Origin of the sequence: Streptomyces sp. NPDC006372 (assembly GCF_040612515.1) — a bacterium.
GTDB lineage: Bacteria > Actinomycetota > Actinomycetes > Streptomycetales > Streptomycetaceae > Streptomyces.
In genome coordinates, this window is record NZ_JBEXQJ010000003.1 from 168,929 (window position 1) to 186,090 (window position 17,162).

19 protein-coding genes and 1 tRNA gene are annotated in these 17,162 nt (G+C 72.5%); 8 read left to right on the top strand and 12 right to left on the bottom strand.

All coding sequences use genetic code 11. From position 1 onward, the window contains the following. Positions 1 to 82: 82 nt before the first annotated feature. The 6 genes from ABZ016_RS07875 (at position 83) to ABZ016_RS07900 (ending at position 6,093) form a co-directional block, all read left to right on the top strand. A complete protein-coding gene (locus tag ABZ016_RS07875) occupies positions 83 to 916 on the top strand; it encodes a hypothetical protein (protein WP_356915661.1) in 834 nt (277 codons plus the stop codon). A gap of 138 nt (positions 917 to 1,054) precedes the next feature. Continuing rightward, positions 1,055 to 1,867 (top strand): SAM-dependent methyltransferase, encoded by an 813-nt coding sequence (locus tag ABZ016_RS07880; protein ID WP_356915662.1) that lies wholly within the window; start codon positions 1,055 to 1,057, stop codon positions 1,865 to 1,867. A 24-nt stretch (positions 1,868 to 1,891) separates the two neighbouring features. Beyond that, on the top strand, positions 1,892 to 3,295 hold the full coding sequence (locus tag ABZ016_RS07885) for a glutamine synthetase family protein (RefSeq protein WP_356915663.1): 1,404 nt from the start codon (positions 1,892 to 1,894) through the stop codon (positions 3,293 to 3,295). A gap of 1 nt (position 3,296) precedes the next feature. Further along, entirely contained in the window at positions 3,297 to 4,436 is a 1,140-nt protein-coding gene (locus tag ABZ016_RS07890) for an amidohydrolase family protein (RefSeq protein ID WP_356915664.1), read from the top strand. Positions 4,437 to 4,531: 95 nt separating this feature from the next. Then, positions 4,532 to 5,059, top strand: coding sequence for an NUDIX hydrolase family protein (locus ABZ016_RS07895; RefSeq protein WP_356915934.1), 528 nt, complete (start codon positions 4,532 to 4,534; stop codon positions 5,057 to 5,059). 32 nt (positions 5,060 to 5,091) lie between these two features. Further along, on the top strand, positions 5,092 to 6,093 hold the full coding sequence (locus ABZ016_RS07900; RefSeq protein WP_356915665.1) for a glycoside hydrolase family 43 protein: 1,002 nt from the start codon (positions 5,092 to 5,094) through the stop codon (positions 6,091 to 6,093). 53 nt (positions 6,094 to 6,146) lie between these two features. On the opposite strand, the gene ABZ016_RS07905 is transcribed toward ABZ016_RS07900, so the two are convergent. Beyond that, a tRNA-Pro gene (locus ABZ016_RS07905) sits at positions 6,147 to 6,220 on the bottom strand. A gap of 136 nt (positions 6,221 to 6,356) precedes the next feature. On the opposite strand from ABZ016_RS07905, the gene ABZ016_RS07910 reads away from it, so the two are divergent. Together ABZ016_RS07910 and ABZ016_RS07915 are read left to right on the top strand one after the other, a co-directional pair. Then, positions 6,357 to 7,076, top strand: coding sequence for a transketolase (locus tag ABZ016_RS07910; protein WP_356915666.1), 720 nt, complete (start codon positions 6,357 to 6,359; stop codon positions 7,074 to 7,076). 29 nt (positions 7,077 to 7,105) lie between these two features. Further along, positions 7,106 to 8,029 (top strand): transketolase C-terminal domain-containing protein, encoded by a 924-nt coding sequence (locus ABZ016_RS07915; RefSeq protein ID WP_356915667.1) that lies wholly within the window; start codon positions 7,106 to 7,108, stop codon positions 8,027 to 8,029. A 13-nt stretch (positions 8,030 to 8,042) separates the two neighbouring features. Here ABZ016_RS07915 and ABZ016_RS07920 read toward each other — a convergent pair whose 3' ends face one another. The 11 genes from ABZ016_RS07920 to ABZ016_RS07970 form a co-directional block, all read right to left on the bottom strand. Then, entirely contained in the window at positions 8,043 to 8,402 is a 360-nt protein-coding gene (locus ABZ016_RS07920) for an MmcQ/YjbR family DNA-binding protein (protein WP_356915668.1), read from the bottom strand. 30 nt (positions 8,403 to 8,432) lie between these two features. Then, positions 8,433 to 8,966 carry a GNAT family N-acetyltransferase gene (locus ABZ016_RS07925; protein WP_356915669.1) on the bottom strand — a complete coding sequence of 178 codons (534 nt, stop codon included), beginning with the start codon at positions 8,964 to 8,966 and terminating at the stop codon, positions 8,433 to 8,435. After that, complete coding sequence (locus ABZ016_RS07930) at positions 8,963 to 9,538, bottom strand: XRE family transcriptional regulator (protein ID WP_356915670.1); 576 nt, start codon at positions 9,536 to 9,538, stop codon at positions 8,963 to 8,965. Before ABZ016_RS07930 ends, ABZ016_RS07925 begins: the two co-directional genes overlap by 4 nt. Positions 9,539 to 9,584: 46 nt before the next feature. Then, a complete protein-coding gene (locus tag ABZ016_RS07935) occupies positions 9,585 to 10,502 on the bottom strand; it encodes a LysR family transcriptional regulator (RefSeq protein ID WP_356915671.1) in 918 nt (305 codons plus the stop codon). A 31-nt stretch (positions 10,503 to 10,533) separates the two neighbouring features. Continuing rightward, entirely contained in the window at positions 10,534 to 11,727 is a 1,194-nt protein-coding gene (locus ABZ016_RS07940; protein ID WP_356915672.1) for a glycine C-acetyltransferase, read from the bottom strand. Between the two features lie 36 nt (positions 11,728 to 11,763). Further along, the gene (tdh, locus tag ABZ016_RS07945) at positions 11,764 to 12,792 is read right to left on the bottom strand and encodes an L-threonine 3-dehydrogenase (protein ID WP_356915673.1); all 1,029 of its coding nucleotides are present in this window, start codon (positions 12,790 to 12,792) and stop codon (positions 11,764 to 11,766) included. A 183-nt stretch (positions 12,793 to 12,975) separates the two neighbouring features. Beyond that, on the bottom strand, positions 12,976 to 13,548 hold the full coding sequence (locus ABZ016_RS07950) for a GAF domain-containing protein (RefSeq protein ID WP_356915674.1): 573 nt from the start codon (positions 13,546 to 13,548) through the stop codon (positions 12,976 to 12,978). 61 nt (positions 13,549 to 13,609) lie between these two features. After that, complete coding sequence (locus tag ABZ016_RS07955) at positions 13,610 to 14,239, bottom strand: ATP/GTP-binding protein (protein WP_356915675.1); 630 nt, start codon at positions 14,237 to 14,239, stop codon at positions 13,610 to 13,612. Further along, the gene (locus tag ABZ016_RS07960; RefSeq protein WP_345663025.1) at positions 14,217 to 14,588 is read right to left on the bottom strand and encodes a DUF742 domain-containing protein; all 372 of its coding nucleotides are present in this window, start codon (positions 14,586 to 14,588) and stop codon (positions 14,217 to 14,219) included. The genes ABZ016_RS07955 and ABZ016_RS07960 overlap by 23 nt, the downstream gene beginning before the upstream one ends. Positions 14,589 to 14,590: 2 nt before the next feature. Continuing rightward, the gene (locus ABZ016_RS07965; protein ID WP_356915676.1) at positions 14,591 to 15,025 is read right to left on the bottom strand and encodes a roadblock/LC7 domain-containing protein; all 435 of its coding nucleotides are present in this window, start codon (positions 15,023 to 15,025) and stop codon (positions 14,591 to 14,593) included. Positions 15,026 to 15,093: 68 nt separating this feature from the next. After that, positions 15,094 to 17,079 (bottom strand): ATP-binding protein, encoded by a 1,986-nt coding sequence (locus ABZ016_RS07970; RefSeq protein ID WP_356915677.1) that lies wholly within the window; start codon positions 17,077 to 17,079, stop codon positions 15,094 to 15,096. Between the last annotated feature and the right edge of the window lie 83 nt (positions 17,080 to 17,162).

A 17,162-nucleotide genomic window follows, 5' to 3' on the forward strand; every position in this document is an offset into this window, starting at 1 on the left:
CGAACAGTCCGGTGCCGGTGGTGGGGCGTCGGGGCCGGTGGTGCGCTGAGGACACGCGTCACGTTCTCAGGAGGCAGTTGCGATGACCCGTCGTTCACCCCGGCTCGCCGGCGTCCTGTCCTGCGCCCTGGTGGCGGGCGCGCTGCTGACCACCGCCTCCTGCTCGTCGGAGGACGGCGACCGGGACGGCTCGCGGGTCTCGGAGGTCACCGCGTCGCAGGTGGCCGGGGAACGGCAGACCCCCTCACCCTCCCCCACCGCCACCCTCACCGAGGACGGTGCACGGAGCGCGCTGATCACCGAGGCGGACATCGAGGACGACTGGACCCAGGTCAAGCAGACCGAGGCCGAGGACTGGCACGACAACCTGCTCATCGGCACGGTCGACGTCTCCGACTTCCTCACCGCCAGGACCGACGCCGCCGACTGCCAGCGGCTCCTCGACGCGCTGTTCGGCGACAACCTCCTCGGCAGGCCCTCGGGCGTGTCCGCCCTGCGCGGCTTCACCCAGGGCGACTCGCGGCTGCTGTACCAGGTCGCCTCCTACGACCGGACCGACTCGCAGGACTCCCTGAACTGGATGGCGAGCCTGCCGCAGAAGTGCGCCCAGTTCACCGCGACCGCGAAGGGCGAACAGCGCACCGTCCAGGTCATCGAGACGCCGCTGCCCGAGGTGGGCGACGCCCGTGAGGGTCTGCGTGTGACGGTGCAGGGCACGGCCGGGGGCACGCAGGCCACGCTGACCCTGGACGTCGCCGCCGTCCGGGTCGGCGACGACGCGATCACCGTCACGGCGGGCGGGCTCGACGGCGGTGAGCAGGACTCCGTCGACCAGGCGGTGAAGCTCGGCACCCAGCGTCTGAAGGACGTACTGGCCGGCAAGACTCCCTCGTCGAATCCCAGCCTGTTCGACTGACCCGGCCCCGCGCCTCTCCCCGCAGCGCGGCCAGCGGCCCCGCCGGCTCCGCCGATTCCCGGGACAGCGTGATCACCGGAGCGGCACAATGGGCGGCGACGACCGGCGTCGGTCGCTCGTGCGAGGAGAGGAAGAGACGTGAGTGAGAGCCACACCCCGCCGAGCGGCTCGGCGCGGCTGAACACCGGTGTGGCGCACAACGCGCGGGTGTGGAACTACTGGATCGGCGGCAAGGACAACTACGAGGTCGACCAGCAGGTCGGCGAGCACGTCGCCGGCATGTTCCCGATCATCCGGGACATCGCCCGGGCGGACCGGGAGTTCCTGGGCCGGGCCGTGTCGTTCCTGGCCGGCGAGCGCGGGGTGCGGCAGTTCCTCGACATCGGCACGGGACTGCCCACGGCGGACAACACCCACGAGATCGCCCAGCGGATCGCGCCCGACTCCCGCATCGTCTACGTCGACAACGACCCGATCGTGCTGGTGCACGCCCGCACCCTGCTGACCGGCAGCAGCGAGGGCGTCACCGCCTACATCGACGCGGACGTGCACGACCCGGACGCCATCGTCGAACGGGCCGGGCAGACCCTCGACCTCGGCCGCCCCGTCGCCGTGATGATGCTGGGCATCCTGAACTTCGTCCTGGACGCCGAGAAGGCCCGGGACATCGTGCGCCGCGTGATGGCCGCGGTCCCCTCCGGCAGCTTCCTGGTCCTCACCCACCCGACCTTCGACGACGAGCTCGGCGGCGCGGGTCAGATCCCGGCCATGAAGTTCTGGAACGAGAACGCCACTCCCCCGATCACCGCCCGCGCCGGCGCCGACATCGCCGCCTTCTTCGAGAGCCTGGAGCTGCTGGAGCCGGGCATGGTGTCGTGCGGGCAGTGGCGTGCCGAGCCCGGCTCCGCCGTGCTGGTGCCGCAGTACGGCGCGGTGGCCGTGAAGCCCTGAGAGCCCGCTCGTCGAGGAGGACGCATGACCACCCTGGCCGATCCCGTGCCCGGCGGCCGTCCCGGCGATGTCGAGCGGGCCACCGCGGCGGGCGGCGAGCTCGCCGGGCGGGGCGTGCACGGCGTCGTCCTGGCCTACGTCGACACCGCGGGCATCGGCCGGGTGAAGACCGTCCCGACGGCCAGGCTCGCCTCCGCCGCGGCCTGGGGCGTCGGCATGTCCCCGGTGTTCGACACGTTCCTGGCGAACGACTCCGTGGTCACCACCGACGTGCTCGGCTCCCCCGACGGCGACCTGCGTCTCTACCCGGACCTCGACCAGCTCGTGGTGCTGGCCGGGCAGCCCGGCTGGGCGTGGGCGCCGGTCGACCGGGTCACCCAGGACGGGGAACGGCACCCCGGCTGCACGCGCACGTTCCTGCGCCACGTCGTCACCGGGGCGGCCGAGCGGCACGGCCTGACCTTCAAGGCGGCCGTGGAGGTGGAGTGGACCGTGGCCCGGGCTGACGCGCCCGGCGACGCGTTCGTGCCGGCGACGACCGGACCGGCGTACGGGGCGGTCCGTCAGATCGAACTCGGCGACTACACCGCCGACCTGCTGGCGGCGTGCGCGGCCCAGGGCCTCGACGTCGAGCAGGTCCATCCCGAGTACGCGGCCGGGCAGTTCGAGATCTCGGTGGGTGCCGTCGATCCGGTGGCGGCGGCCGACCGCAGCGTGCTGGTGCGGCAGACCGTCCGGGCGGTGGCCCAGCGGCACGGGCTGCGCGTCTCCTTCGCCCCGGCCGTCGTCGGGCAAGGAGTCGGCAACGGCGGGCACGTCCACCTCTCCGTCTGGCGCGACGGAGTCAATCTGCACTCCGGGGGCGAGGGCCGGTACGGCATGACGGCCGAGGCCGAGTCGTTCACGGCCGGCCTGCTGGCTCATCTGCCCGGCCTCACGGCGGTGACCGCGCCGAGTCCCGCCAGCTATCTGCGGCTCAGGCCCTCCCAGTGGGCCGGGGTGTTCACCGCCTGGGGCCGCGAGACCCGGGAGACCGCCCTGCGCGTCGTCACCGGCACCGCCGGCCTGGGCGACCAGGCGGCCAATCTGGAGGTCAAGCCGGTCGACCTGGCCGCCAACCCCTACCTGGCGCTCGGCTGCCTGATCGCCGCCGGGCTGGATGGCCTGGCGTCGTCCGCCGCCCTTCCCGGGGAGATCACCGGGGATCCGGCGCGGCTGACCGAGGCGGAGGCGGCGGCCCGGGGCGTGCGGCGGCTGCCGGTCTCGCTGGAGCGGGCCGTGGAGGAGTTCCGCGCGGACGAGCCGCTGCGGGCGGCCCTCGGCCCGGTCCTGGCCGACGCGGTGATCGCGGTGCGGCGCGGGGAGCTGGCGTCCGTCGCCGGGCTGGACGACGACCAGGTGGCGGCGGCGTACCGCTGGAAGTACTGACGTGAGCCCGGTCCGCGAAGCGCTCGACGCCCTCGGCCTGGTCGACCACCACTGCCACGGCACGGTGACCGCCGACCTCGGCCGGGAGACCTTCGAGCCGCTTCTCACGGAGGGCGACGCCTGGCCGGGCGTCTCGCCCTTCGACAGCCCCGTGGGCGTGGCCGTGCGCCGCCACTGCGCCCCGGTGCTGGACCTGCCGCGGCACGCCCCCGCCGAGGAGTACCTCGCCCGGCGCTCCGAACTGGGCTGGCGCGAGGTGCAACGGCGCTTCCTGCGGGCCTCGGGCACGGACGTCTTCTGCGTCGACACCGGCTACTCCCCCGACCCGCTGACCACCCCCGCCGAGATCGCCGGGGCGGCGGGCGGGTCCGCGTACGAGGTCGTACGGCTGGAGAGCGTCGCGGAGTCGGTGCGGGCCGCAGGGGTGGAGCCGGACGCTTACGCGGACGCCTTCCGCGCGGCGGCGCTGGACGCCGTGCGGCGGCCCGGCACGGTGGCCGTGAAGTCGGTGGCGGCCTACCGCACCGGCTTCGGCCTGGACCCGGCCCGCCCGCCGCACTCGGAGGTCACCGAGGCCGCCCGGCACTGGCTTCTCCGCGGCGGCCGGCTGGACGACCCGGTCCTGGTACGACACCTGCTGTGGACCGCCGTCGACCTCGGCCTGCCGCTCCAGCTGCACACCGGGTTCGGCGACAACGACATCCGGCTGCACCGGGCCGACCCGGCCCTCCTCACGGACTGGCTGCACCTGACCGCCGGGACGATCCCCGTCCTGCTGTTGCACTGCTGGCCCTACCATCGGCAGGCCGCCTACCTGTCCGCCGTCTTCGAGCACGTGTACGTCGACGTCGGGCTGACCCTCCACCACGTCGGCCCCGCCCGGGCGGGTGCGGTGCTCGCCGAGGCCCTGGAGATCACACCGTTCCGCAAACTGCTGTACAGCTCCGACGCCTACGGTGTGGCCGAGTTCCACCACCTCGGTGCGCTCGCCTTCCGGCAGGGCCTGGCGGGGCTGCTCCAGGAGCGGGTGGACGCCGACGAGATGTCCCTGCCGGACGCGCTGCGGTTCGCCCGGTGGGCCGGACGGGAGAACGCCCTGCGGGTCTACCGGCTGCCGGCCGGTCCTCCGGAGAGCCACTGAATGACGATGGAACGACGTGTGGCCGGTCACAGTTCTCGGGGAGCGGCTATCCAGGAAGTCCGAACGGCTGAAAGTATGATCAATCAATGTCTGACATGACCGAAACCACGCCCGGCTGGCTGTCCTCCGACGAACTGGAGATGACACGTGCCCGCATGCCGATCCTGTACGTCGAGGCCGTCCCGGTCCGCGTCGACGACAGCGGCGAAGTCACCAGTGTCGGCCTGCTGCTGCGCATCGGGCCGGACGGTACGGTCAGCCGGACACTGGTCTCCGGCCGCGTACTGCACCACGAACGCGTTCGCGACGCCCTGCTGCGCCACCTGGAGAAGGACCTCGGCCCGGTCGCCCTGCCCCGCGTCCCGGCGTCGCTCCAGCCGTTCACGGTCGCGGAGTACTTCCCGACGCAGGGCATCACCCCGTACCACGACCCCCGCCAGCACGCGGTGTCCCTCGCCTACATCGTGCCGGTGACGGGCGACTGCCGGCCCCGGCAGGACGCCCTCGACCTGGTGTGGTTCAGCCCGCAGGACGCCGTGTCGGAAGCGGTGCAGAGCGAGATGCCGGGCGGCCACGGGGTGCTGCTCAAGCAGGCGCTGGCGCACGCGGGCTGCGTGATCTGACCGAGGGCGGGCCCTCACGAAGGGGTGAGCCGATGCGGCTTGTGGACATGCCGCTGCACGATCCGTTCGTCCTCGCCGACGAATCGACGCGCACCTACCACCTCTACACGTCCAATGTCCCGTCCGTGTCGGGCGTGGACGGCACCGGCACGATGGTCTACCGCAGCCACGACCTGCGCGACTGGACCCGCCCCGTCGTGGTGTTCCTGACCTCTGCACAGGAGGGCATCTGGGCGAGGGACGGCGCGTGGGCGCCGGAGGTGCACGCCTGGCAGGGCAGGTACTACCTGTTCACCACGCTGCACGACGAGAACCGGCCGCTCCCGGTCCCGGCGCCGAACCGGTGGGGGGTGCCGTTCCGCACCCCGACCCACATGCGAGGCACGATCAGCGCCGTCTCCGACTCGCTGCTCGGGCCCTTCACCGTCCTCGACCCGGCACGCCCGGTCCCGCCGGAACACCTCATGACCCTGGACGGCACCCTGTACGTCGACTCGTCCGGGCAGCCCTGGATGGTGTACGCGCACGAGTGGCTGCAGACCATCGACGGAACCATGGAGGCCGTCCGGCTGGCCCCTGACCTGTCCCGGGCCATCGGCGACCCGGTCTACCTCTTCAAGGCCTCGGACGCCCCCTGGACCGCCGAGCAGATCCCGGCCGGCGTACCGCACCAGCTCCCGCCGTACATCACCGACGGCCCCCAGCTGTACCGCACCCCCGACGGGTCCCTGCTCATGCTCTGGTCGACCTACGAGAAGAACACGGCCGGCCAGGACGGCACCGTCAGCGGCGGCTACGTGCAGACGTACGCGGTGTCCCGCTCGGGAGAACTCACCGGGCCCTGGCAGCAGCACCGCCCGCTGGTCCGCGACGACAGCGGCCACGGGATGCTGTTCCACACCTTCGACGGCCGCCTGATGATGATCCTCCACCGGCCGTTCGAGAACGCCCGCGGAAAGCTCTACGAGATGGACCTGCAGGGTCATGAGCTGACGGTGCGGCGCCGGCGTGACGACCTGGACGGCGGCGGCTGACCCGGAAAACGTCAGCGGGTCCGCCGATTCCGGCAGACCCGCTGTCGATACTGTCGGGACGACAGGATTTGAACCTGCGACCCCTTGACCCCCAGTCAAGTGCGCTACCAAGCTGCGCCACGTCCCGTTACCCGTCTGACCTGGGGATTCCCCCGGCCGAACGCGCAGGGAAACAATACCGCACTCACGCTGGTGATCGCGCATCCGTTTCCGGGCGGTCTTCACTTGACCTCAATCTTGGTTGAGGTTGCACGCTCGTGGACATGACGAACGCGACGGGCACGACCGACACGCCGGACACGACGTACACCTACGCCGACCTGCCGGGGCTGATGGCTCTGATGACCGGTGACGAGAAACACGGCCCGGCGGCGACCTCCACGCTGGACGTCCTGTGGGTGCTCTACGACCGGGTGCTGCGGGTGAGCCCGGAGCGGTGGGCCGACCCGGAGCGGGACCGCTTCCTGCTGTCGAAGGGGCACGGCCCGATGGCGTACTACGCCGTGCTGGCCGCCCGGGGGTTCGTGCCGGTGGAGTGGCTGCCGGGCTTCGGCTCGTACGACTCCCCGCTCGGCCACCACCCCGACCGCACGCTGGTGCCGGGTGCGGAGATCGGCAGCGGCTCGCTGGGGCACGGGCTGCCGATCGCCGTGGGGACCGCGCTGGGGCTGCGCGCCCAGGGGCTCGACGGGCCGCGGGTGTGGGCGCTGATCGGGGACGCGGAGCTGGACGAGGGGAGCAATCACGAGGCGATCGCCTATGCGGGACCCGCCGGGCTCGACCGGCTGCACACCGTCGTGGTCGACAACTCCTCCGCGTCCTACGCGCGGCCCGGCGGGATCGCCGCCCGCTTCGAGGCGGCCGGCTGGTCCGCGCTGACCGTCGACGGCCGTGACCACGAGGCGCTGTACGCCGCGTTCACCGCGCCGCACCCGGGCCGCCCGCACGTGGTCGTGGCCCGGGTCGAGCCCAAGTCCGCCTGAACGCCCCACCCGAAAGGAACTCGAACTCCATGGACACCATGCGTGACCGTTTCGCCCCTGTCGTCTCCCGGCTGCTGGACGAGGACCCCCGGGTCGCCGTCGTTCTCGCCGAGATCGGCGCGGCCGGCTTCGAGGAGGCCGCCCGTCGCCATCCCGAACGGGTCGTCAACGTCGGCATCCGCGAGCAGCTCCTGGTCGGGGCGGCGGCCGGGCTGGCCCTGACCGGGCTGCGTCCCGTCGTGCACACCTTCGCCAGCTTCCTCGTCGAGCGGCCCTTCGAGCAGATCAAGCTGGACCTCGGTCATCAGGACGCGGGCGCGGTGCTGGTGAGCGCCGCCGCCTCCTTCGACTGGCCCGCCGGCGGGTACACCCACATGGCGCCGGGCGATGTGGCGCTGCTCGACACCCTGGACGGCTGGACCGTCCATGTGCCGGGCCACCCGGACGAGGCCGAGACGCTGCTGAGGCAGGCGGTCGCCGCGGGCGACGACAAGGTGTACGTGCGGCTGTCGATCCAGGCCAACGGGCGGGCCCTGCCCGTCGACGGGGAGCGGTTCCGCACCGTCCGTGAGGGACGGTCCGGTGTCGTGGTCGCCGTCGGGCCGATGCTCGACACCGTGCTCGCCGCCACCGAGGGCCTCGACGTCACCGTCCTGTACGCGACCACCGTCCGCCCGTTCGACGGGGCCGCCCTGCGCCGGTCCGCCCGGGCGGCCGGCACGGACGTCGTGCTCGTCGAGCCCTATCTGGCGGGCACCTCGACGGCCGCCGCGAACGACGCGCTGGCCGAGGTCCCCCACCGCGTCCTGGGGCTGGGCGTGGGCCGTCGCGAACTGCGCCGGTACGGGCAGATCGAGGAGCATGTCGCCGCCCATGGCCTCGACGCCCGGTCCTTGCGGGAGCGCATCGGGAGCTTCCTCGGGGCGGGCGCGGCCGTCGTCGCCCCCGCGTAAGAACCGGGGGCCGTCACTCCTCCTCCGGGAGGCCCAGCCGGGGGTGCGCTTCCAGGAGCCGGGGCGGGGCCGCCTGGCGCCAGGAGTCGGCGAGGATGTCCCGCAGTTCGCCCTCGTCCTCCAGCGCGTCGAGTCTGGCCCGCACCCAGGCGAACTGCGCCTCGTGGGAAGCGATCCAGAACTTCCCCGGCTCGGCGAGCACCAGTTCGTCCCGCTCGACCTTGGGGCAGCGCACGGCTATGGACGTCTCGTTCTCCGGCAGCGTGGCGAACATCTTTCCCGCGACCCGGAAGGTGGGCATGCTCCAGGCGATCTTCTCCGTGGTGTCCGGCAGGGACAGGGCGATACGGCGTACGTCTTCGGCGTCCGGCATGGCAGGCACGGTAGCCGCTGTCACTGACAATCACCTGGTGAGAGCGTCTGTGGCTATGTGCTTGTAGTAGATCGTCGTCGGCCGCAGCTCTCCGTCGGGGCTCGCCGCGTAGTCGGGGATCGCGCCGATCGCGGTCCAGCCGGCGGACCGGTACAGGTGCTCGGCGGGGCTGCCGGTCTCGGTGTCGAGGTGCAGGAGGGTGATTCCGGCGGCCGCCGCCGCGTCCTCCGCGACGCCCAGGAGTCTGCGTCCGAGGCCCCGGCCACGGGTGTCCCGGTGCACCATGAGCTTGACGAGTTCGGCACGGTGGCGGCTGTTGGCCTTGCCGGGGAAAGCCAGACTCACGGTGCCGAGTACCCGGTCCCCGTCGTACGCCGCCCAGAGGGCGATCCGGCCGGCGGCCACGTCCGCGGACCGCTCCTCCCACCAGGTGAGCGCCTCCGCGCGGTCGAGGGGCGCGAGGAAGCCGACCGATGCGCCGGCGTCGACGGTGTCGACGAGCAGATCCGCCAAGGCGCCCGCGCTCGCGGCCAGTCGGGTTTGGTCGAGCCGGTCGACGATCACGGCCGCACCACCGCCAGCAGGTACCGGACGCCGTCAGGAGCGGTACACCGGAACCGGGTCGGTCCCCACACCCGCATCCGCAGGCAGTCTCCGGTGGCGAGCTGGTACTCGGTGTCCTGAGCGGTCACCACAAGTGCCCCTTCAAGGATCCAGATGTGCTGCTCGAGGCCGGCCACGGGCGGACGGTCGTAGGCGATGTCGGCGCCGGCCGTCAGCCGTCCCTCGACGAGTTCACCGCGCAGGGCGGGGTGCGGGGGCGACACGGACCGCCGTACGAAGCCGGAGGCCTGGTCCTGCCACACGGGCTGGTCCGCTGCGCGCGTCACGGCTGCCGGTTCGGCCTCGACCTCGCTGAGCAGCTGGGACATGGTCCGGCCGTAGACGGCGCACAGGCGGTTCAGGAGCGCGGCCGTGGGGCTGATCTCCGCGCGCTCGGCCCGGGACAGGGTGGACCGGCTCACGCCGCTGCGTTCGGCCAACTCGCCCAGAGACCAGCCGCGTTCGGCCCGCAGCTCGGCCAGGCGCAGGCCGAGCCGGGTGTCGACGGGGTCCACGCCGTCCGTTGTTCTCATATCCGGGACGGTATCCCAGATGTGAATCACGCTTGTTTCGGAGTCCTCACACCGGCAGGGGCTGCGTCTGGGCCGATGCGCCGAGCGCGTCCAGCACGGGGCGGATCAGGGGGTGCTCCTCGGCTCCCCGGCGTACGGCGGCGAACACCCGCCGGGTGGGAGCCGTGCCGTCGACGGGGCGGACGAGCACCCCGGTGAGGTCCATGCCGCGCAGCGCCGAGCGCGGCACCAGGGCGACGCCGGCGCCCGCCGCGGCGAGGGCGACGACCGCGCGGAAGTCGTCCGAGGAGTGCTCCATGCGGGGCTGGAAGCCGGCGTTCTCGCAGGCCAGGACCACCACGTCGTGACAGGGGTTGCCGGGGTACGGGCCGATCCACGGGTCCTTGGCCAGCTCGGCGAGCGGGATCTCCGCCGCATCGGCCAGACGGTGGGTGACCGGGACGACCGCGTCGAAGGGTTCCGCGTACAGCGGTACGTGGGTCAGTCGCGGATCGTCGGCGGGCGGGGCGCCGCGGTACTCGACGGCGACGGCGACATCGAGCTGCCGGTCCAGCACCATCGGCAGGCTCGCGTCGCCCTCGGCGTCCTGGACGCGGATGCGGATCCCGGGCGCCGACTCGGCGAGCCGGGCCACCGCCGGCGCGACGACCAGGGCGATGCCGGTGGCGAAGGAGGCGACCGTGACGGTGCCGGCCTCACCCGAGCCGTACGCGGCCAGTTCGGCCTCGGCCCGCTCCAGCTGGGCGAGGACCGCGTTGGTGTGACCGAGCAGGATCTCTCCGGCGGCCGTGAGCCGTACGCCCTTGGCGCCGCGTTCGACGAGCCGGTGGCCGGTCTCCTGCTCCAGCGCGGCGAGCTGCTGGGACACCGCCGACGGGGTCAGGTACAGCGCGGCGGCAGCCGCCGTCACCGTACGGTGGTCCGCCACCGCACGGAGGATGTGGAGCCGCCGCGCTTCGATCATGCGATCGATTCTCTCAGGTCCCCGGCGTCTCTCAGCCGGCCAGCTCCGCCCGTGCCGCCACGAAGGCGTCGACCGCGCGGTTGACGTTGTCCGTGGAGTGCGCGGCCGACAGCTGCACCCGGATCCGGGCCTGCCCCTGCGGCACGACCGGGTACGAGAAGCCGATCACGTACACGCCGCGCTCCAGCAGCAGCTCCGCCATGCGCCCGGCGACCGACGCGTCGCCGATCATCACCGGGGCGATGGGGTGGTCGCCGGGGAGGACGTCGAAGCCCTCCTCGGTCATCCGGCTCCGGAAGAGGGCCGTGTTCTCGGCCAGCCGGACGCGCAGGTCGTCCGCCGACTCCAGCAGGTCCAGGACCTTCAGGGAGGCCGCAGCGATGACCGGGGCGAGGGTGTTCGAGAAGAGGTACGGCCGGGAGCGCTGGCGCAGCAGCGCGACGATCTCGGCGCGGGCGGCGACATAGCCGCCGGAGGCGCCGCCGAGGGCCTTGCCGAGGGTGCCGGTGATGATGTCGACGCGGTCCATGACGCCGTGCAGCTCGGGCGTGCCGCGGCCGCCGGGGCCGACGAAGCCGACGGCGTGCGAGTCGTCGACCATCACCATGGCGTCGTAGCGGTCCGCGAGGTCGCAGATCTCGCGCAGCGGGGCCACGTACCCGTCCATGGAGAACACGCCGTCCGTGACGATCAGCCGGCGCCGGGCGTCGGAGGCCTCCTTCAGCCGGGCCTCCAGCTCGGCGAGGTCACGGTTGGCGTAGCGCAGACGGCGGGCCTTGGAGAGCCGGATGCCGTCGATGATCGACGCGTGGTTGAGCGCGTCGGAGATGACCGCGTCCTCCGGGCCGAGCAGCGTCTCGAAGACGCCGCCGTTGGCGTCGAAGCAGGAGGAGTACAGGATCGTGTCCTCCTGGCCGAGGAACGCCGACAGCCGCGCCTCCAGTTCCTTGTGCACCTCCTGGGTGCCGCAGATGAAGCGGACGGACGCCATGCCGTAGCCCCAGCGGTCCAGGGCCTCGTGGGCGGCGGCGACGACCTCGGGGTGGTCGGCGAGGCCGAGGTAGTTGTTGGCGCAGAAGTTGAGGACCTCGCCGGGGCGGCCGCCCGCGGTGACGTTCACGGTGGCGGACTGCGGGGTGCCGATCACGCGCTCGGGCTTGTGCAGACCGGCGGACCGGATCTCGTCGAGGGTGGCGCGCAGGTCGTCGCGTACGGAGTCGAACATGAGGGGGGCTCCTAAAGGTGCTTGCGGTGAAGGGGATTACGCGGTCCAGTCGAGGATGACCTTGCCGCCGCGGCCGCTCGCCGCGTCGGCGAACGCCGCCTCGAAGTCGCGGTGGCCGTAGCGGCCGGTGATCACGGGGGCGAGGTCGAGGCCGCCTTCCAGCAGCACGGACATGGCGTACCAGGTCTCGAACATCTCGCGGCCGTAGATGCCCTTGACGGTGATCATCGAGGTGACGATCCGGGCCCAGTCGACGGGGAACTCCTCGGCGGGCAGGCCGAGCATCGCGATCCTGCCACCGTGTGTCATGTTGGCGATCATGTCGCGCATCGCCTCGGGGCGGCCGGACATCTCCAGGCCGATGTCGAAGCCCTCCCGCAGTCCGAGCGCGCGCTGCCCGTCGGCGATGCCGGCGCCGGAGACGTCGAGCGCGAGGCTCACACCGATCTTGCGGGCCAGTTCCAGCCGCTCCTCGCTGACGTCGGTGATCATGACGTGGCGTGCGCCGGCGTGCTTGGCCACGGCGGCGGCCATCAGGCCGATGGGGCCCGCGCCGGTGATCAGGACGTCCTCGCCGACGAGCGGGAACGACAGCGCGGTGTGCACGGCGTTGCCGAACGGGTCGAAGATCGCGGCCACGTCGAGGTCGACGGGCACCCGGTGCACCCAGACGTTGCCGGCGGGCAGGGCCACGTACTCGGCGAACGCCCCGTCCCGCCCCACCCCCAGCCCGACGGTGGCACGGCAGAGGTGACGGCGGCCGGCCAGACAGTTCCGGCACTTGCCGCACACCAGGTGGCCCTCACCGCTCACCCGGTCGCCGACGGCGATGTCGGTGACGTCCCGTCCGGTCTCGACGACCTCGCCGACGAACTCGTGCCCGACCACGAGCGGCGTGCGGATCGACTGCTGCGCCCAGCCGTCCCAGGCCCTGATGTGCAGGTCGGTGCCGCAGATGCCGGTGCGCAGCACCTTGATCAGTACGTCGCCGGGCCCGACGGTGGGCTCCGGGACGTCCGTGAGCCACAGTCCGGGCTCCGCCTTCTCTTTGACCAGCGCCTTCACCGCTACGGCTCCTGGGGGTGAGTCCCGGCTCCGGGCATGCCGAAGAAACCCCTGGGCCGGGAGTGGAGTGGGATCGCACTGCAATCTGCCGTACGGCGGCGGCACCGGTCCATCGAGGATTTCTTAAGCGCCGCCTCAGCTCCGCTTCACGCCCGCACGGGCGTGCCGTGGGGAACGGGGCGGTCAGCAGGGCAGCCGGCCGTCCCAGCCCTCCAGGTGCAGGGCGAGCTGCGCGGCGTGTTCCTTGATGGCGGTCAGGCCCGGCTTCCCCCACGCCCGTGGGGCGACGTCGGCGACGCTGACCGTGCCCAGGACGAGACCCGTGCCGTCGATGAGGGGGGCCCCGAGATAGGAGTGGACGCCGAACTCGTCGACCACCGGATTGCCCGCGAATCGCGGGTAGTCGCGGACGTCCTCCAGGACCAGGGCCTTGCGTCGTACCACCACATGGGGGCAGAACCCGTGATCGCGGGGCAGGGCACGGCCCACCCGGGGGCTGGTGCCGTCGCTCCGTACCACCGGCAGGACGTCCGGGACGTGCAGGCCGGCGTAGAACTGCCCTTGTTCGTGAGGGAAGTTGACCATGGCGTACGGCGCCCCGGTGAGTTCGGCGAGGCCGTGCGCGAAGGCGTCGAGCGCGGGTTCGGGGTGCTCCCCCAGGCCCAGCTCCCGCAGGCGGCGCACGCGGACGGGGGCCTCCTTGTCCTCGGGTGTGAGCAGCAGACGACCGGCCGGGCGGGGCGGGTCGTAGCTCATGGGCGTGCTCCTGGGTTGTGGGCATGTGTCATATAGGGGCTCCCTGAGGGGTGTTGAGGTGTCACATGTGGGCGCCGTATCCCGTCGCAGGGGCCGGCGTGTGGGCGATGAGATGGCGTACGAGCGTCAGCAGGGTCTGGACCCCGGAGCTGGAGATCCGGGCGTCGCAGCACACGACGGGGATCTCCGCGGTCAGATCGAGGGCGGCGCGCACCTCCTCGGGGTCGTAGCGGTAGGCGCCGTCGAACTCGTTGACGGCGATGATGAAGCCGAGGCCGCGCTGCTCGAAGAAGTCGACGGCCGCGAAACACTCCTGGAGCCGTCGGGTGTCGGCGAGGATGACCGCCCCGAGGGCGCCCTCGCACAGCTCGTCCCACATGAACCAGAACCGTTCCTGGCCGGGGGTGCCGAACAGGTAGAGCACGTGTTCGGGGTCGAGCGTGATGCGGCCGAAGTCCATGGCCACGGTCGTCTCGACCTTGTTCTCGATGCCGTCGAGGTTGTCGGTCGCGGCGCTGACGGTGGTGAGGAGTTCCTCCGTGCTGAGCGGCGCGATCTCGCTGACCGCGCCGACGAAGGTCGTCTTGCCCACTCCGAACCCGCCCGCGACCAGGATCTTCAGTGCGGTGGGGAACGGGTCGGCGCCGTGGCCGGGTCCGTCGGTGTAGTCAGAGCTGTCGTCGTAGTCCATCGAGCACTGCCTCCAGAAGGGCCCGGTCCGTCGGGTTGTGGTGGAACGCGGGGGGCTTGGTGGTCAGCGCCCCGCAGTCGACGAGGTCCGCCAGCAGCACCTTGGTGACGGCCACCGGCAGTTTCAGATGGGCGGCGACCTCGGCGACCGGGACGGGCGCGCGGCACAGGTCGAGCGCCTGGGTGTGCTCGGGGCCGAGGTAGCCGAGGGGGGTCGCCCCGGTGGCCATCAGCTGCGACATCAGGTCGAGCGCGACGGTCGGACGGGTGCGGCCGTCGCTGACCGTGAACGGGCGCACCAGCCGCCCGGCCGCGTCGTCGAGCCAGGGCCCGTCGCCGGCCGCCGCCACGTTCAAGGCCTCATCGCAGGGGATTCGACGGACTGCTGGCGGGGAGCGGTCACCAGATACGGACGGACGCTCTTGACCAGCATGGCCATCTCGTAGCCGAGCACCGCCGCGTCTGCCTCGCGGCCGGCGAGCACGGCCAGGCAGGTGCCGGAGCCGGCGGTGGTGACGAACAGCAGGGTCGAGTCGAGTTCGACCACGACCTGCCGTACGTCGCCGCCGTCGCCGAAGCGGATACCGGCGCTGCGGCCGAGGGAGTACAGGCCGGAGGCCAGGGCGGCCATGTGGTCGGCGCTGTCCGGGTCGAGGCCGTGCACGGACTTCACCAGTCCGTCGCAGGACAGCAGCACGGCGGCGGTCGTGTGCGGTACGCGCTGCACGAGGCCGCTCATCAGCCAGTCGAGATCGGATACCTGGGCGGTCGGCGCATCGCTCGCCATGGTGGATCGACTCCTTGGGGTACGAAGGTCTGCGGGAGCGCTGGGGGCAGGGGTGGAAACGGGGGTGGTCATCCGGCGGGCGCGCTCCCGTCGTGCCGGGTGGTGAGGTGGTTCTGGGGTGACGGCTCTGTGGGGAACGACTCCGTGTGGGCCGGCTCTGTGTGGGCCGGCTCTGTGTGGGCCGGTTCCATGTGGGTGGCGACCCACTTCGCGTCGTCGGTGGTCCCGGCGTTCGCGGCCTCGATGTGCTGCTGGGCCTCGGCGAGGCTGATGCCGCGCTGGAAGGCCGCCATCAGGCCCGGGTCGTGGCCGACGAGGTGGTCGGAGTCCTGGCGGGGTGCCGGGCCGTCCCGCAGCTGGGGCACGATGTGTTCCTGGGCGCGGCGGCGGGGCAGTCGGGGTTTGCCCATGGTGCCGCGCACGCCGCCCCGCGCGGTGGGAAGCTCGGTCACGTTCTCGGCGAGGGCGGGCCGGTCGTCGGGTCTGATGCCGGGCCTCGCCTCAGCCGGGGTGGGACGCTCCCGACAGGTTCCGCGGACGGGCAGGGGCGCGGGCCGGCCGCTCGACGGGCTTGCGCCCCGGGCCGGCTGAAACTCCCGCTGGAGACCCGGAGGTGGGACGGGCGTGGCGAGCGGGACCGGCGACGGCGAGTCGGACGCGGTCGATGGGAACCCGGGCACGGTCTCCGCGTGGGACTCGGGAACGACCGGCCCGTCCAGCCCATCCCTCCCGGCACGCCCGGGCTGCTGTACGTGCTGACGCACCGGCACAGCCGGACCCTCGGCACCCGTCGCCGCACCTTCCGGCAGGCCCGCGTCGCCCCCGGGCGCCTTCGCCTCGGTCCCCAGCAGCGCCTGCGGCACGACGAGCACCGCCTGCACTCCGCCGTAGATGTTGCTCTGGAGGCGGACGGTGATGCCGTGTCGCCGGGCCAGCTGCGAGACGACGAACAGTCCGATGCGGCCGTCCGCGAGGAGCCGCGCGACATTCACCTGGTCGGGGTCGGCGAGCAGCGCGTTCATCCGCGTCTGCTCCTCCAGGGGCATGCCGAGCCCCCGGTCCTCCACCTCGACGGCGAGCCCCGAGGTGACGAGGCCCGCGCGCAGCAGCACCTGGGTGTGCGGGGCGGAGAACACCGTGGCGTTCTCGGCGAGTTCGGCCAGCAGGTGGATGACGTCGGCGACGGCGTGTCCCCGCAGGGTGCCGTCGATCGGCGGCACCAGCTTGACCCGCGAGTACTGCTCGACCTCGGCGATGGCCGAACGCAGCACCTCGGTCATGGGGACCGGGTTGCTCCACTGGCGGCGGGAGGGGGCACCGCCGAGCACGGCGAGGTTCTCGGCGTGGCGGCGGATGCGGGTGGCGAGGTGGTCGACGTGGAAGAGCCCCTTGAGCAGCTCGGGGTCCTCCATCTCGTTCTCGAGCTCGTCGAGAAGGGAGATCTCGCGGTGCACCAGTGACTGCAGGCGGCGGGCCAGATTGACGAAGACGTCGAGCTTCTGTTCGCTGCCTGCCTGACTGGACAGCTGTGAGGCCTGGACGACCGCGGTGACGGCACCGTCGTGTGCCCGGGTCAGGTCGGCGGCGAGCAGTTCGAAGTCGTCGGCGTCGTCCGGGTCGCCGCCGCGCGGGTTGCTCGGCGGCACCTGCTGCGGTGGTCCGTCGCCGCGGCGCAGCGTCTCGACCAGGGTGCGCAGGTCGGCCTCGCGCCGCGCGGTGGTGCGGCGCAGGACGCCGACGCGGTCGTGCACGGACCGGGCGACACGGTTGGCGGCCACGGCGGCCACGATGATGCCGACCGAGGTCACCGAGAACGCCCCGGCGAGGACGGCCCACAGTGTGGGGCCCGGCCGCGCTCCGGTGGACCGGACGGTGAAGAGGACGGCCGCGCAGCCGCTCAGAGCGACGGCGACGGGAGGCAGCACGGCGATCCGCAGCAGCTGGGGCCGTATGTGGGTCTCGGGCAGCGCGGGTGCGGTGCGCGAGGCCGGCCGCCCGTGCCGCCCGCCCTCACGGCGGTCTGCGCGTGCGGCCGGGGCACGGAGGTGAGACATCGGTGTCCTCGTACTGGTCCGTCGGTCCTGGTCGCCAGTGGGGCTCGCGGGGGCACGACCGGGATCACGCGGTCGCTTCCGCC